We start from the raw sequence: 12,930 nt of genomic DNA, 5'->3' as shown, positions 1-12,930 counted from the left end.
TTGAAGCGGTCGTCGAAGTCGACGAATCGCGACATGATAGCGATTCCAGCGAAGGTGAGCAGCTTTTGTGGTGCGCTCGCACCGATCGGTAGGTGGGAATTTGCAGCCAGCGGTCCAACCGGTGGTCCAGCGGGCGGCTCGATGTCAGTTCCGTTACAGGGTGTCGCGACGGCCTGCGTTGTTCCATGTCGCGCGAGCTTCCAGCACGTCATCGATCAATCCGTATTCCCTCGCTTCGAGCGCCGACATGAAGTTGTCGCGGTCGGTGTCGCGCGCGATTTCTTCGATGCTGCGTCCGGTCCGCTCGGCCATCATCGCATTGAGACGCGCTCGTACATACAGCACCTCCTTGGCCTGGATTTCGATGTCCGCCGCGGTGCCCTGACCACCGCCCGACGGCTGGTGAATCATGATGCGCGCATTGGGTAGCGCATACCGTTTGCCGCGTTGACCCGCGGTGAGCAGAAAGGTGCCCATGCTCGCGGCAAAACCCGTGCACAAGGTCGAGACCTCCGGCTTGATGAACTGCATGGTGTCGTAAATCGCGAGGCCGTCATACACGGAGCCGCCGGGCGAGTTGATGTAAAAAGAAATATCCTTGTCGGGGTTCTCCGATTCGAGAAACAGCAATTGCGCGACGATCAGACTGGCTGACTGCTCGTTCACGGGCCCGACAAGAAAGACGATGCGCTCGCGCAGCAGGCGGGAGTAGATGTCATAGGCACGTTCGCCCCGGCCGGACTGTTCGATCACCGTGGGCACAAGGCCGAGGCCGGAGACAGACGGGTAACTGGAAGGCATGGATTCCTCGTTCAGGATGGATGGCGCGGGCATTCCGGGATGCGCAGGCCGCCGCGGATCAGAAGCCGCGTGACATGCGCCGGTTGTTGCTCATTTGACGAAGCAGCCGCTGGCGTTGTGACAGAGAATTTTTTTGCGCCGCGCTGTCACATCACCGGTTGCCCATGCGTCAAGCTCAGGAATACCGAGCATTACGCGCGCCTGAGCCATGCCACCGGTATGCAGCCGCTTTTTCACCACGCACCATCGGGAGGTCTACGCATGACGGAACAGGGAATCGACAAGGCATCCAGTTTCGAGGCCGCGCGCGCCCGTTTGCTGGCACTCGCATATCGGATGCTCGGCAGTCGCGCGGAGGCCGAAGACGTGGTGCAGGATGTCTGGCTCAAATGGCACCTGGCCGATACGCAGGCGGTGCAAACGCCGGTCGCGTGGCTCACCACGCTCACCACGCGCACGGCGATCGACCGTCTGCGGCATGCACAGCGCGAGCGTGCGTCACAGGCTAGCGGCTGGTTGCCGGAACCGTGGCTCGACGAGGTCGCACCATCGGCGGAGGAGTTGGCGTTGCGAGCGGCAGATATGTCGTACGGCGTGATGCTGCTTCTCGAACATCTGAAGCCAGACGAACGTGCGGCGCTCATCCTGCATGAAGCGTTCGAGTGTGGTTATGCGGAAATCGCCTCGATTCTCGAGCGCACACCGGCCGCTTGCCGGCAAATGGTTCATCGCGCCAAGGAGCGTCTGAGACGTGCGGGGGCGCCGTTGGAGCGACCCGATCCGGCGGTGCATGGGCGAATCGTCGAGCGTTTGCGCGCGGCGCTCGAAGCGCAAGACCGGGCGGGCTTGCTACAGCTTTTCAGCGATGCGCCGCAACTGATCAGCGACGTACCTTTGTACGCTCCGCCCCCTCCGTTCCCCACAGCCAACCCGGCCCTTCGAGCACAAGGGCCAACGCCGGAAACCGAAGCGCAATGCAACCGCGAACCGGGTTCAGGTCCGAAGTGGATGGCTGTAGTCACATCGCTCGCGCAACAGGCGAGCCATGCCGAGGTGGTGTCGATGGCGGGTGCGGTGTGCATCGCACTGTTCTGCGACGGCGACATCGTCGGGTTAATCGACGTGGTGACGGATGGCAAAACGGACCTTTCGGCGAAAATCGTCTCGCTGCGCATCCTGACCAGCGCCGCGCATCTGCAGGCGGCCAACCGGATGCTGGGCCGTGATGCGGTCACAGAACTGCTTGCCCGCATCAAGGACCATACGGGGGCGTCAGTTACGGTGAGCCGCGACTTCCCAGTTGATGTCGACGCATAGCACCTGCGTACCATGCGATGTGTGCGCGGCAATCGAGGCGGTCACGCACAGATGCGCTTCGTTGATCGACAGATACGGCGGCGTCAGATGAACCCGCCCCGGTTGACGCATCGCCTGAATGAAGTACGGGCGGCGCTCCCAACTCGCGCCTTCGGAATGCAGCAGCGGGCTGAAGCGCTTTGCGCGTTGCGATGTGCGCCCCGGCGGCAGCACGTTGTCGCCGATCTGCCGCCCCGAACCGTCCAAAACAAAGCAGCGCGCCGTTTCTCCGAGCGCGAGCAGAGGTGCGGTCGCCTGCGTGATCGATTCCCCGGCAACCAACTGCGCGGCGGCTGCCTCGAGCGCCGTGACATACGGCGCGAGCCGCGCGGATTGCGCTTTCTCTCGAGCGGCAACGCGTTCGCGCAGCGAAGCGGAGAGCGAATCCATCAGGCCAGCGGCAACTTGCGGCTTGACGGGTTCGACGCTCGGACCCGCGAAAAATGCGCCCTGGACGAAGTCGACATTGCATTCGAGCGCGATCAGCGCATCACGTTCGGTGCTCAGACCGCCCATCAGCACCAGTTGCCCAGACTCGTGCAACAGAGAGACGAGGCCCGGCAACACGCGCTCGATATGCGAGTGTTCGCTCGCTTGCGCGAGGATGCAGCGGTCGAGCGTGACGATGTCCGGCCGCAGATTCCACACCCGGTCGATGTTCGAATGCTTGGCGCCAAAGCCGTCGAGCGCGATCAGGAAACCGGACTTGCGCAGCGAATCGACGATTTCGGCGAAGCGCGTGGTTTCGCCGCCAGCCTGTTCGGATACTTCGAGCACCACGCGCTGCGGCGGCAGGCCGAGCGCCTTCAGGCTGGCAAGCAGCGCGTCGCCGTAGCTGGTGTCCATCAGTGCGGCCGGATGCAGGCTGAGGAAGAGCCATTCGTCGTGGCTGTCGAATGCGTTGAAGTTGCCGAGGTGCAGCGATTCGGCCAGCCGTCCGAGTTCCAGCAGATCGCCGCGTCGCGCGGCCTGCGTAAAGACTTCGTGCGAGGGCACTTGCCGCTCATGCTCGTCGTGCACGCGCAGCGACGCGTGATACCCGATCGCGCGCCGGTGCGATACCGAAAAGACCGGCTGAAACACGCTGAAAACGGTGTAGCCGCCATAGAGAACGGTACGCCGGGAGCCTTCGTCGCCGGCCATCGGGCGTGGTGGCTGGAAGCCGGGAGGATCGAGTTCGATCATGCTCATCGTGTCAGTCGTGTGGAAATGGCGGCGCTTGCTGGGCCAGGCAGGAGTTCGCGCGCGCAGACCAACAGTTTACAGGATAGACGAGCAAGAACTATGCGCGTGTTCGAACAAAGCTCGAGCGTCCACCAGCAATGCTCCGAGGAAATCATTGTGCGCCCGCCGCGGTACGAAGGCGATAACGCGCACTTCGCTGGTGCGGGACGCGCCCTGTTGCGGGTCGGCGACGCTGTGCAAGGGTGCTGCGTGCGGCGCGATGCCCGGAAATCCGTTCGCGAGTGCACGAGGATGCGTCGTCCTGGCTCGTGCGGCTTTCAAGTACGTTCCGAAGGATCGGTCTTTTTCGCGGGCGTGCGAATCTCCGGCGACAACTGCGCAAAGATCCATGACGAGCATGCGGTGATGATGCCGACACAGAGGAACGTCGCATGAAACGCGGGCAGCGAATTGGCGCCGGTCACGCGTTGCATGATGCCGGTAAAGGTTGTCAGCAACGCACCGGCCACCGTCACGCCGAGACTCATCGAAAGCATCTGCACGAGCGAAAACAGGCTATTGCCGCTGCTGGCGCCGCCGGTGCCGAGGTCCTTCAACGTCAACGTGTTCATCGCGGTGAACTGCATCGAGTTCACGCCGCCGAAGATCGCCAGTTGCACGAGCCGCAGCCACAGCGGCTGATGCGTGCTCGTGAGCGCGAAACTCGCCATCATCAGGCCGACCAGAATCGTGTTCGCCATCAGCACGCGCCGGTAGCTGTACTTCAGAATCAGCTTCGTCACGAGGCGCTTCGTCGCCATGCCCGTGGCCGCCACGGGCAGCATCATCAGCCCGGCTTCGAATGCGCTATAGCCGAGGCTCACCTGCAACAGCAGTGGAATCAGGTAGGGCATCGAGCCGCTGCCGATCCGCGCGAACAGATTACCGAGCAGCCCAACGCTAAACGTGTGGATCTTGAACAGATCGAGCGGGAAGATCGGCGCGGGCTCGCGCACCGCGTGCAGCCCATACGCAACGAAGCACGCCATGCTCAGAATCAGCAGCACCAGCACCGTCGCATGTTGAATGCCGAACTCGGTGCGGCCGTCGAGCGCGAACGAAATCGCCACCATGCCCACCACCAGCAACAGGTAGCCGCCAAGGTCGAATTTGCCCGTGTGTTCGTTGCGGCTATCCGGCATGAAGATAAACGTCGCGATGCAGCCCACGATGCCCACCGGCACGTTGATCAGAAAGATCCAGTGCCACGACGCGATCTTGACGAGCCAGCCACCGAGCGTCGGTCCGATCAACGGTCCGATCAGCCCCGGAATCGCCACGAACGACAACGCCGGCAGATAGCGCTCAGCCGGAAAGGTTCGCAGCACCGCGAGCCGCCCAACCGGCAGAAGCATCGCGCCGCCCACGCCTTGCAGAACACGAAAGAGCACCAGTTGGTTCAGCGTATGCGCGTTCGCGCACAGCAACGAGCCCACCGCGAACACGAGGATCGCACTGAAGAATACGCGCCGCGTGCCGAGTCTGTCGGCGAGCCAGCCGGACACGGGGATCATCACCGCCATCGTCAGCGAGTAGGCGATCACCACCGATTGCATGCGCAGCGGCAGCTCGCCGAGGCTTGTCGCCATCGCGGGCAGCGCGGTGTTGACGATCGTCGAATCGAGCGTCTGCATGAAGAAGCCGGTGGCGACCAGCCACAGCATCACGGTCAGCGAGCGGGGCGAAGGACCCGAGGGGATATCGGGAGCGAGGGCGGGCGGAGGCGGCGTCGTGGACATATAAGGCGGCTGGGCGCGCTCGGTCGGGCTGGGACTCGCTATTCTAGGGAAAAGCGGGTCCCGGCGCAGCGGGCGGAGCAGTGTTGCGCGGGTGTCGGCGCTGTGTCACGGCCGCGCTCCGCGCCGTGTTCACGCATCAGGCGGCAACTGCGCCGCCGCATGAAAAAACGCCTGCGCCCGTGGCTCGTTGCCAAACGCCACATGAATCCTGATCCACGGGCTCACCTCCCGGTTCGGCCTGAAGTGTTGTCCAGGCAGCACCGTCACTCCGAGGGCCACGCCGCATTCAACGAGCCGCTCGGCGTCCGCGACATGCGGCACGCGTGCCCACACGAACTTGCCGCCCGCTGGTTCTTCGAAGATCTCCCAGCCGGCATCTTCGAGTGTCTGGACGGTCGAGCCGAGCGCGCCGCGCATCTGGCGGCGCAGTCGCTCCAGATATTTGCGATATGCACCGCGCTCCAGCATCGACACCGCCACCGCTTCGGCAAAGCGCGAACAGCCGATGCTCGTCAGCATCTTGATGTCGACCAGGTCCTTGATGATCGCGTGACTCGCCACCACGTAGCCGACCCGTAGCGAAGACGACAGCGTTTTCGACAATCCGCCGATGTAGATCACCTGTTCGAGTTGGTCGAGGGTGGCCAGGCGGTCGGTGAGCTCGGTCTGAAAATCCGCGTAGATATCGTCCTCGATGATCTGGAAGCCATGCTCTCGCGCCATTTGCAGCAAACGGAATGCGACCTGCGGTGCGACCGTGGTGCCGGTCGGATTGTGGAACACGGTATTGATGAGCAGCAATCTGGGCCGATGCAGCTTCAGTTGCGCCTGCATCGTGTCGAGGTCGGGACCATTGCCGGTGCGTGGAATGCCGATCAGCTTCATGCCGTGCAGGCGCAACAGGCCGTACAGGTTGTAGTAACCGGGGTCCTCGACAAAGATCGTGTCGCCTGGCTTGAGCATGTAGCGCACCAGCAGATCGAACGCCTGGCTCGCGCCATTGGTGATCAGAATCTGCGATGCGTCTGCCTGGATGCCCAACTGGCCAATGCGGCCACGTAACTGTTCGCGCAAGACCGGGTTGCCGAGCGGCGTCGCGTACTCGACCATGCTAGCCGGATCGGTTCGCGACACGTGGCGGATCGCCTGCGCAATGCCATCGATGTCGCGCCAGCTTTCGGGGATGAAACCGGTGCTGAGCTTCAGCGTCTCGCCCGGAAAGTTGAATTGCTCGAGCAGATGGTCCGACTCGACATCGGCGCGGCGCGGGTCCGAAGTGCCCTGGCAGCGCATGTCGGTCGGTTGGCGATCGGCGACGTAAAAGCCGGAGCCGTGGCGCGAGTCGACATAGCCGAGCGATACCAACCGGTCGTATGCCTCGATCACCGGAAAGCGGCTTACGCCGAAGTCGGCGGCGAACTGGCGGATCGACGGCAGCTTTGAGCCAGGATGCGCATTGCGCGAGCGGATCCACGCCGAGACGCCCGCGACGATCTGCTCGGTCAGCGGCACGCCGTTGTCCCGATCGAGCTGGATTTCGAGTTTCATACGCTTGCCTTCTGTCGCCGGCCTGCAAACGCGAAAGTTCTAAACCTGCGCCGCGCGAGCCATGCCAACTGTTCGGTTTTTTGACTGAACAGTTCCGATGAAAGTGTTCGGAACTGTGCATGGGTCTCCGATCATCGCACGTCAATAATCGGTACAACAGAAAGTTCATCGAGGAGAACGGCGATGCGAGAAGTGCGAGTTTTCGAGCTGGAACATGGCGAGCCCGTCACGGCCTGGCGGGTTGCGCGTCCGACGATTTTCAAGGTGATCAGCGGCAACGTCTGGCTGACCGTCGAGGGCGAGCATGAGGATCACTGGCTGGCGGCGGGGCAGTCGATCGAGTTGGCGCGTGGATCGGTGGCATGGATCAGCGCCGGGCGGGCCGGGGCGCGTTTTGCACTGGCGAGCGGCTCGGAACGCAGGTTGCCGACGCTGCTATTCGGCTGGCCGATGCCGGCTTGGCTGGCGCGTCGGCCGGGCGTGGTCTGATGCAGGGCGAACGGCGAGCCGCCTCTTCCTGGCCCCTAAGCAGCACCTCCCGCCTCATACTCCCCGATATACCGCGCCCGCGGCCGGATCAACCGGCCATCGCGCGCCTGCTCCATCGCGTGCGCGATCCAGCCGACCACCCGCCCGAGCGCGAACAGCGTGAACGCGGCCCCGCTCGGCAAGCCGAGCACGCGCTCGATCGCGGCAAGCGCGAAATCCACCGTCGGCTCCGCGCCGGTCGTGTCGCGCACCGCTCGCGCGACCTGCAGCACCTCGTTGAGCGGCGAGCGCGCTGGCGCGCAGTCGGCGAGCATCGTCAGCAACAACCGCGCGCGCGGATCACCGTCCGGATAGAGCGGATGACCGAAGCCCGACAACACCGGCCCTTGCGCGCCGTGCTCGTAGCGCGCGAGACGGTTAGCCAGATAGCGGTCCAGCTCGGGCGAGCGCGACGCCTCATCGAGCAGCGCGGCGATGCGCACGGTTTCGCCGCCGTGACGCGGCCCGGAAAGCGCCGCGAGCCCGCCCGCGACCGCACCGAAGAGGTGCGTGCCCGTCGACGTGATACAACGGACCGTGAACGTCGACGCGTTCAGCTCGTGATCCGCGCAGGCGACCAGGGCCGCGCGCAGCAGTCCGCTTTGCTGACGGCTGCGCACCCGCCAGGCCGTCGCGATCTGCCGATGCAGCGGTTCGTTCGACGGCGCCGCCGGCAGCATCGCGGCGGCCAGCAGCCGCATCACGGCGCACGCGGTGTCGAGTTGCGCATCGCGGCCGAGCGCCCACACGCGCGGCATCTGCGCGGCGGCGGCCGGCAGCAGCACCAGCGCGCGATCGAGCGGCGTGCTGTCACTCCACAGCTTGAGCCACGCGGCCCATTGCGCGGGGGCGAGCGGCACGACGGGCGCATCGGCGATGCGCCGCGCGCTGCATTCCCACAACAGCGCCGCGACGTCTTCGAGTGACGCACTGCGCGCGAGCTCGATCGCATCGTGCCCGCGATACAGCAGCCGACCGTCCGCGACCAGCGTGATCGACGATTCGAGCACCGGTACGCCCCAGTCGAGCACCTTCTGCGCGACCTTGCCGGCGCGTTTGCCGTCCGCCTTGCGACGCGCGAGGCGGCGCACCTCGGCGGCATCGTAGAGCCGATGCCTGCCTTGCGCATCCGGCGACGAGCCGAGCATGCCTCGGCTCACATACGCGTACAGCGTCGGCAAGCTGACGCCGAGTGTTGCGGCCGCTTCGGCGGCGCTCAGGTAAATCGGGGCTGGCATAAAAGTGCGTATAAACCGAAGAAATCAATATATGTTGATTATCATAATCAAGATTGATTGCGGCAAGGCGCAAATTTAGACTCGGTGTACCTGCTTCCTGTCCGCGCGGCCAGCGCGCCCGATCCCATGACTCCCGAACTCGCCCTCAAGCACATCTGGACCCTCGCCGGCTGCGATCCGGTCGCGCTGCACGCCGTGTCGCTCGCCGGCGCGGATCCCGGCTTGCCGTCGGTCTACCGTGTCGGCAGCCTCGCGGCGTCGACCATCGCCGCGACGGGCCTCGCCGCCGCCGAATACTGGCGCTTGCGCAGCGCTCGTCTGCAACAGGTGTCGGTGCAGATGCGTCGCGCGCTGGCGGCGTTTCGCAGCGAACGCTATTTGCGGATCGACGATGGGCCGCCGCCCGCGCTGCGCGATCCGGTCACCGGCTTCTATGAAACGGGCGACGGCCGCTGGATCCAGCTGCATACGAATTTTGCGCATCACTTGAAGGGCGTGCTCGAGGTGCTCGGCTGTGACAATGGTCGGCACTCGGTGGCGGCCGCGATTCGCGGCTGGGAGGGCGCGACGCTCGATCAAACGCTCGCCGACGCGGGCCTGTGCGCTGCCTTGATTCGCACGCCCGACGAATGGGCCGCGCTCGAGCAGGCCAAAGCGATCGCGCGCTTGCCGCTGTTCGAGATCGAGCGCATCGGCGACGCCCCGGCCGAGCCACCGCGCCACGCCGCCGCTGACGCTGACCCCGGCATCGACCGCCCGCTCGCGGGTGTACGGGTGCTGGATCTGTCGCGGATCATCGCGGGACCGGTGGCCGGCCGCGCGCTCGCGCATCATGGCGCGGACGTGTTGACGATCAACGGGCCGCATCTGCCGAACATCGCGCCGCTCGTGATCGACAACGGCCGCGGCAAGCGTTCGGCAATCGTCGATCTGCGCGAGGCGGCAGGCTGCGACACGTTGCGCGGACTCGCGCGCGATGCCGACGTGTTCCTGCAGGCCTATCGTCCGGGCGCGCTCAAGGCGCGCGGCTTCGGGCCGGACGAGCTGGCGCGGCTGCGGCCCGGCATCGTCTATGTCTCGGTGTGCGCGTACGGGCACACAGGGCCGTGGGCGCAGCGACGCGGCTTCGATAGTCTGGTGCAGTCGGCGAGCGGCATCGCGTGGACCGAGCGCGCGGCGGCGGGTTCGGCCGAGCCGCGGCATCTGCCGTGTCAGGCGCTCGATCACGCGACCGGCTATCTGGCCGCGTTCGGCGCGATGGTCGCGCTCGCGCGGCGCGCTCGCGAGGGCGGCAGCTGGCATGTGAAGGTGTCTCTTGCGCAGACGGGGCGTTGGCTGCGGTCGTTCGGGCTGCTGGCCGATGGGCAGCAGGCGCCCGAGGTGTCGCTCGACGATGTGCGCGATTGCGTCGCGAGCGTGCAATCGGAGTTCGGGCGTGTGCTTGGCGTGCTGCCGGCGGAGGAACTGGAGCAGACGCCTGCGTTTTATGCGCTGCCGCCGGCGCGCATCGGCGCGCACGAAGCCCGGTGGACGTGACGGTTGGAGCGGGCGGCGCGTTCAGGTTGGGAACGCTGCGTACCTAACCGCCCTACCTAACCGCCCACCGTGTCGCAGCTTACTTTCGCAACTCCGCCACGAAGTCGTAGTAATCGTTGCGGCAGTACGTGTCCGTCAGTTCGATCGCGCGTTGATCCGCCGTATAACCCACGCGCGTGATCAACAGCAACGCCTCGTTCGGCGCGATACTCATCTGCTGCGCGATCTCGTCGCTCGCGTTCACCGCGCGGAAGTGCTGCAACGCGCGCACGATCGTCAGTCCGCGATTCTCCAGATACGTGTACAGCGAGTCGCCGATTGCCTGTGGATCGGGAATCACCGCGGCCGGGAACGTCGAATTCTCGACCGCCATCACGATGCCGTCGGCGAGCCGCAGCCGCCGCAGCCGCGTGACCGCGGCGGCCGGCGACAGCCCCAGTTGGATCACCTCGTCGCGATTGGCCGGCGAGATTTCGCGCGACAGCCACTTCGAACTCGGCGTGAAGCCGCGCCGCCGCAGCATTTCGCTGAAGCTCGACAGACGCGACAACGGATCTTCGTAGCGCGGCGTGATGAAGCTGCCCGCGCCTTGGGTGCGGCGGATCAAACCCTGCTCCACGAGCAGCGCGATCGCCTTGCGCGACGTGATGCGCGACACGCCGAGCGCCTCCGACAGCACGCGCTCCGAAGGCAGCGCCTCGCCGGCGTTCCAGCGGTTTTCGTGGATCGCGCTGCCGAGCTTGCGGGCAAGTTGCAGATAGAGCGGCGTGTCGTTTTCCGGGTCCGGGCGCAGGTCGCGCCAGCGGTCTTCCGAGGCAGAGGTCATGGGGCTCACGCAAGATGGGCAAGCGGCAATTTTAAAACATCGGCGCGTCCTGTTATAGCTGGCTTTTGCCAGGCGCGCCGTCGTGAGGCCGCGGAGCCGCTAAACTCGTCGCCAGGTTTTTAGTAGCATGCGTTGCGTGATGAGGCGGCGGGCCAGCGCATCGCATCTGGATCGAGCCACTTTCGAGGAGTCAGCATGACGAGCGAGATCGCAAGCGTGAGCCTGCCGGGCGGCGAGCGCATGCCAGCACTGGGGCAGGGCACGTGGGAAATGGGCGAGCAGCGGGCACGACGCGCGGCGGAAATCGATGCGCTGCGCTGCGGCATCGAACTCGGCATGACGCTGATCGATACCGCCGAAATGTACGGCGACGGCGCGACCGAGTCACTGCTCGGCGAAGCGCTCGCGGGTTTGCGCGACAAGGTGTTTCTGGTCAGCAAGGTGTATCCGCACAACGCCAGCCGGCGCGGCGTGATCGCCGCGTGCGAGCAGAGCCTGAAGCGTCTGAAAACGGACCGGCTCGATCTGTATCTGCTGCACTGGCGTGGCTCGGTGCCGCTCGCGGACACCGTCGACGGCTTCGAGGCGCTGCGGCGCGCGGGCAAGATCCGTCACTGGGGCGTCAGCAACTTCGATACCGACGACATGGAAGAACTCGTCGCGACGCCAGGCGGCGACGCGTGCGCGACCAACCAGATTCTGTATAACGTGGCGCGGCGCGGGCCGGAGTTCGATCTGTTGCCGTGGCTCGCCGCGCGCGGCATGCCGGCGATGGCGTACAGCCCGGTCGATCATGCGCGGCTGCCGAAACGCTCGCCGCTCGACGATATCGCCGACGCGCGCGGCGTCTCGGTGTTTCAGGTGGCGCTCGCGTGGGTGCTGGGCAAGCCCAATGTGTGCGCGATTCCGAAGGCGGCGCGCGTCGAGCATGTGCGCGACAACCATCGCGCGTCGCAACTGGTGCTGGAAGCCGGCGAACTCGCCGCGCTCGACGCGTACTTCACGCCGCCGCGCGGCAAGCGTGCGCTGGAGATGTTGTAAGCGCCGGCGCGGCCGCCGTCCGTTGCGCAACGGCGGCGCGCGAGGCTCGAAGCGCTGTGGGCGTCGATGATGCCGCTCGCGCTGACGCGGCGTTCAGGTGCAGGGATGGTGCTGATGCACGGAGCCGAGCACGGCGACTTCGGCGGGGGTGTGCTGCAGCGCGTCGTCCGGCACCTGGGCGGCATCGGCGAGGAAGTCGTCGACGATCGACGACACCGCCACGTCGCGCAGGCATAGCGACACGCGCTGCGTTTCGTTGGCGGGGAGGGTTGCTCGTTGCGAGAGGAACAGCACGCCGTATTGATAACCGTGGATGATGCCGCGGATCGCGCCGACGCATTGCCCTTGCGCGACATTGTCGTGGCGCTGTTTGCAGCTCTGGACGAGCGAGTAGGCGGAGAAGCTCGGGTCGACCGGTGGTGCCGCTTGCGACAAGGTTTGCGCCATTGGCTGCGCGGGTGTTTGCGCATTGGCGAGCGATGCGAGGCCCAGGGCGGCAGCGGTCAGCACGGCGGCTGCCGTGCGGGTCGCGGAGGGGGGGACGCTTCTATGCATGTTGTGGGCCCTCATATCGAACGATGAATTTGATATGAGGCGGTCGTCTCGGATTGGTTCCATAACACTCGCACGCAATGGAGGTTGTGTTCCCGCCGCTCGCGGTGCGGTTCGCGCGATGGCGCGAGGCGAGGCGCGCGCGCGCTCCGAGCCATTCCGTCAGCGCGCGCCGAAGGCGGGCGGGCCGCTCCGACCGGCCTCCGGCGGTGACGCCCGACCGGGGGATCGGGACATCACCGCCGTTGCCAGCGGATAGCGGACAGTATGCCGGGACATGTCGCCGGCGGGTAGGGCGCGGGGGCTCCCTACCCGGGGCAACGGGCGACGCCTAGTGCCCGTTCCCGCCACCGTTGCCACTGCCGCCGCTGCCGCCACCCTTGCCTCCGTGACCGCCGCCGAAGCCTCCGCCAAAGCCTCCGCCGAACCCGCCACCGAAGCCACCACCGAAGCCGCCACCGAAGCCACCACCATTCGCACCGCCGAAACCACCGCTAGGGCCACCGCCAAAGCCACCACCTGGGCCACCGCTGGAGCCGCC

General features: G+C 65.7%; 13 protein-coding genes. 5 read left to right on the top strand and 8 right to left on the bottom strand.

The window, feature by feature from the left end:
- Nucleotides 1-153: 153 nt before the first annotated feature.
- Nucleotides 154-801 carry an ATP-dependent Clp endopeptidase proteolytic subunit ClpP gene (gene clpP, locus F6X39_RS08795; protein WP_018421618.1) on the bottom strand — a complete coding sequence of 216 codons (648 nt, stop codon included), beginning with the start codon at nt 799-801 and terminating at the stop codon, nt 154-156.
- A gap of 90 nt (nt 802-891) precedes the next feature.
- Nucleotides 892-1,038, bottom strand: coding sequence for a hypothetical protein (locus tag F6X39_RS08790; RefSeq protein ID WP_184023077.1), 147 nt, complete (start codon nt 1,036-1,038; stop codon nt 892-894).
- 24 nt (nt 1,039-1,062) lie between these two features.
- Between F6X39_RS08790 and F6X39_RS08785 the strand changes: the two genes are divergently transcribed.
- A complete protein-coding gene (locus tag F6X39_RS08785) occupies nt 1,063-2,118 on the top strand; it encodes a sigma-70 family RNA polymerase sigma factor (RefSeq protein WP_187616352.1) in 1,056 nt (351 codons plus the stop codon).
- On the opposite strand, the gene F6X39_RS08780 is transcribed toward F6X39_RS08785, so the two are convergent.
- The 3 genes from F6X39_RS08780 to F6X39_RS08770 all read right to left on the bottom strand — a co-directional run bounded on the left by F6X39_RS08780 (nt 2,074) and on the right by F6X39_RS08770 (nt 6,668).
- Nucleotides 2,074-3,348, bottom strand: a complete 1,275-nt coding sequence (locus F6X39_RS08780) for an EAL domain-containing protein (RefSeq protein ID WP_184023079.1) — start codon at nt 3,346-3,348, stop codon at nt 2,074-2,076. The two genes, F6X39_RS08785 and F6X39_RS08780, sit on opposite strands and share 45 nt — an antisense overlap.
- 311 nt (nt 3,349-3,659) lie before the next feature.
- Nucleotides 3,660-5,120: a multidrug transporter subunit MdtD gene (mdtD, locus tag F6X39_RS08775; RefSeq protein WP_184072681.1), complete on the bottom strand. Its 1,461-nt coding sequence runs from the start codon at nt 5,118-5,120 to the stop codon at nt 3,660-3,662.
- Nucleotides 5,121-5,249: 129 nt separating this feature from the next.
- Nucleotides 5,250-6,668 (bottom strand): PLP-dependent aminotransferase family protein, encoded by a 1,419-nt coding sequence (locus F6X39_RS08770; protein WP_187616351.1) that lies wholly within the window; start codon nt 6,666-6,668, stop codon nt 5,250-5,252.
- A gap of 183 nt (nt 6,669-6,851) precedes the next feature.
- On the opposite strand from F6X39_RS08770, the gene F6X39_RS08765 reads away from it, so the two are divergent.
- Nucleotides 6,852-7,157: a DUF2917 domain-containing protein gene (locus tag F6X39_RS08765; protein ID WP_184023083.1), complete on the top strand. Its 306-nt coding sequence runs from the start codon at nt 6,852-6,854 to the stop codon at nt 7,155-7,157.
- A gap of 35 nt (nt 7,158-7,192) precedes the next feature.
- On the opposite strand, the gene F6X39_RS08760 is transcribed toward F6X39_RS08765, so the two are convergent.
- Nucleotides 7,193-8,434, bottom strand: coding sequence for a citrate/2-methylcitrate synthase (locus tag F6X39_RS08760; protein WP_187616350.1), 1,242 nt, complete (start codon nt 8,432-8,434; stop codon nt 7,193-7,195).
- Nucleotides 8,435-8,560: 126 nt separating this feature from the next.
- Here F6X39_RS08760 and F6X39_RS08755 point away from each other — a divergent pair, with 126 nt between their 5' ends.
- Entirely contained in the window at nt 8,561-9,970 is a 1,410-nt protein-coding gene (locus tag F6X39_RS08755; RefSeq protein WP_187616349.1) for a CoA transferase, read from the top strand.
- A gap of 79 nt (nt 9,971-10,049) precedes the next feature.
- On the opposite strand, the gene F6X39_RS08750 is transcribed toward F6X39_RS08755, so the two are convergent.
- On the bottom strand, nt 10,050-10,796 hold the full coding sequence (locus tag F6X39_RS08750) for a GntR family transcriptional regulator (protein WP_013090333.1): 747 nt from the start codon (nt 10,794-10,796) through the stop codon (nt 10,050-10,052).
- 195 nt (nt 10,797-10,991) lie between these two features.
- On the opposite strand from F6X39_RS08750, the gene F6X39_RS08745 reads away from it, so the two are divergent.
- On the top strand, nt 10,992-11,837 hold the full coding sequence (locus F6X39_RS08745) for an aldo/keto reductase (protein ID WP_187616348.1): 846 nt from the start codon (nt 10,992-10,994) through the stop codon (nt 11,835-11,837).
- A gap of 93 nt (nt 11,838-11,930) precedes the next feature.
- On the opposite strand, the gene F6X39_RS08740 is transcribed toward F6X39_RS08745, so the two are convergent.
- A complete protein-coding gene (locus F6X39_RS08740) occupies nt 11,931-12,392 on the bottom strand; it encodes a Rap1a/Tai family immunity protein (protein WP_184023091.1) in 462 nt (153 codons plus the stop codon).
- 331 nt (nt 12,393-12,723) lie between these two features.
- Between F6X39_RS08740 and F6X39_RS36355 the strand changes: the two genes are divergently transcribed.
- On the top strand, nt 12,724-12,930 hold a 207-nt coding region (locus tag F6X39_RS36355), incomplete at its 3' end, for a hypothetical protein (protein WP_222945167.1).

This window comes from Paraburkholderia sp. UCT2 (assembly GCF_014397665.1).
GTDB lineage: Bacteria > Pseudomonadota > Gammaproteobacteria > Burkholderiales > Burkholderiaceae > Paraburkholderia > Paraburkholderia tuberum.
The sequence above is the reverse complement of the archived record's forward strand: the minus strand, read 5'-3'. Positions and strand labels throughout refer to the sequence as shown.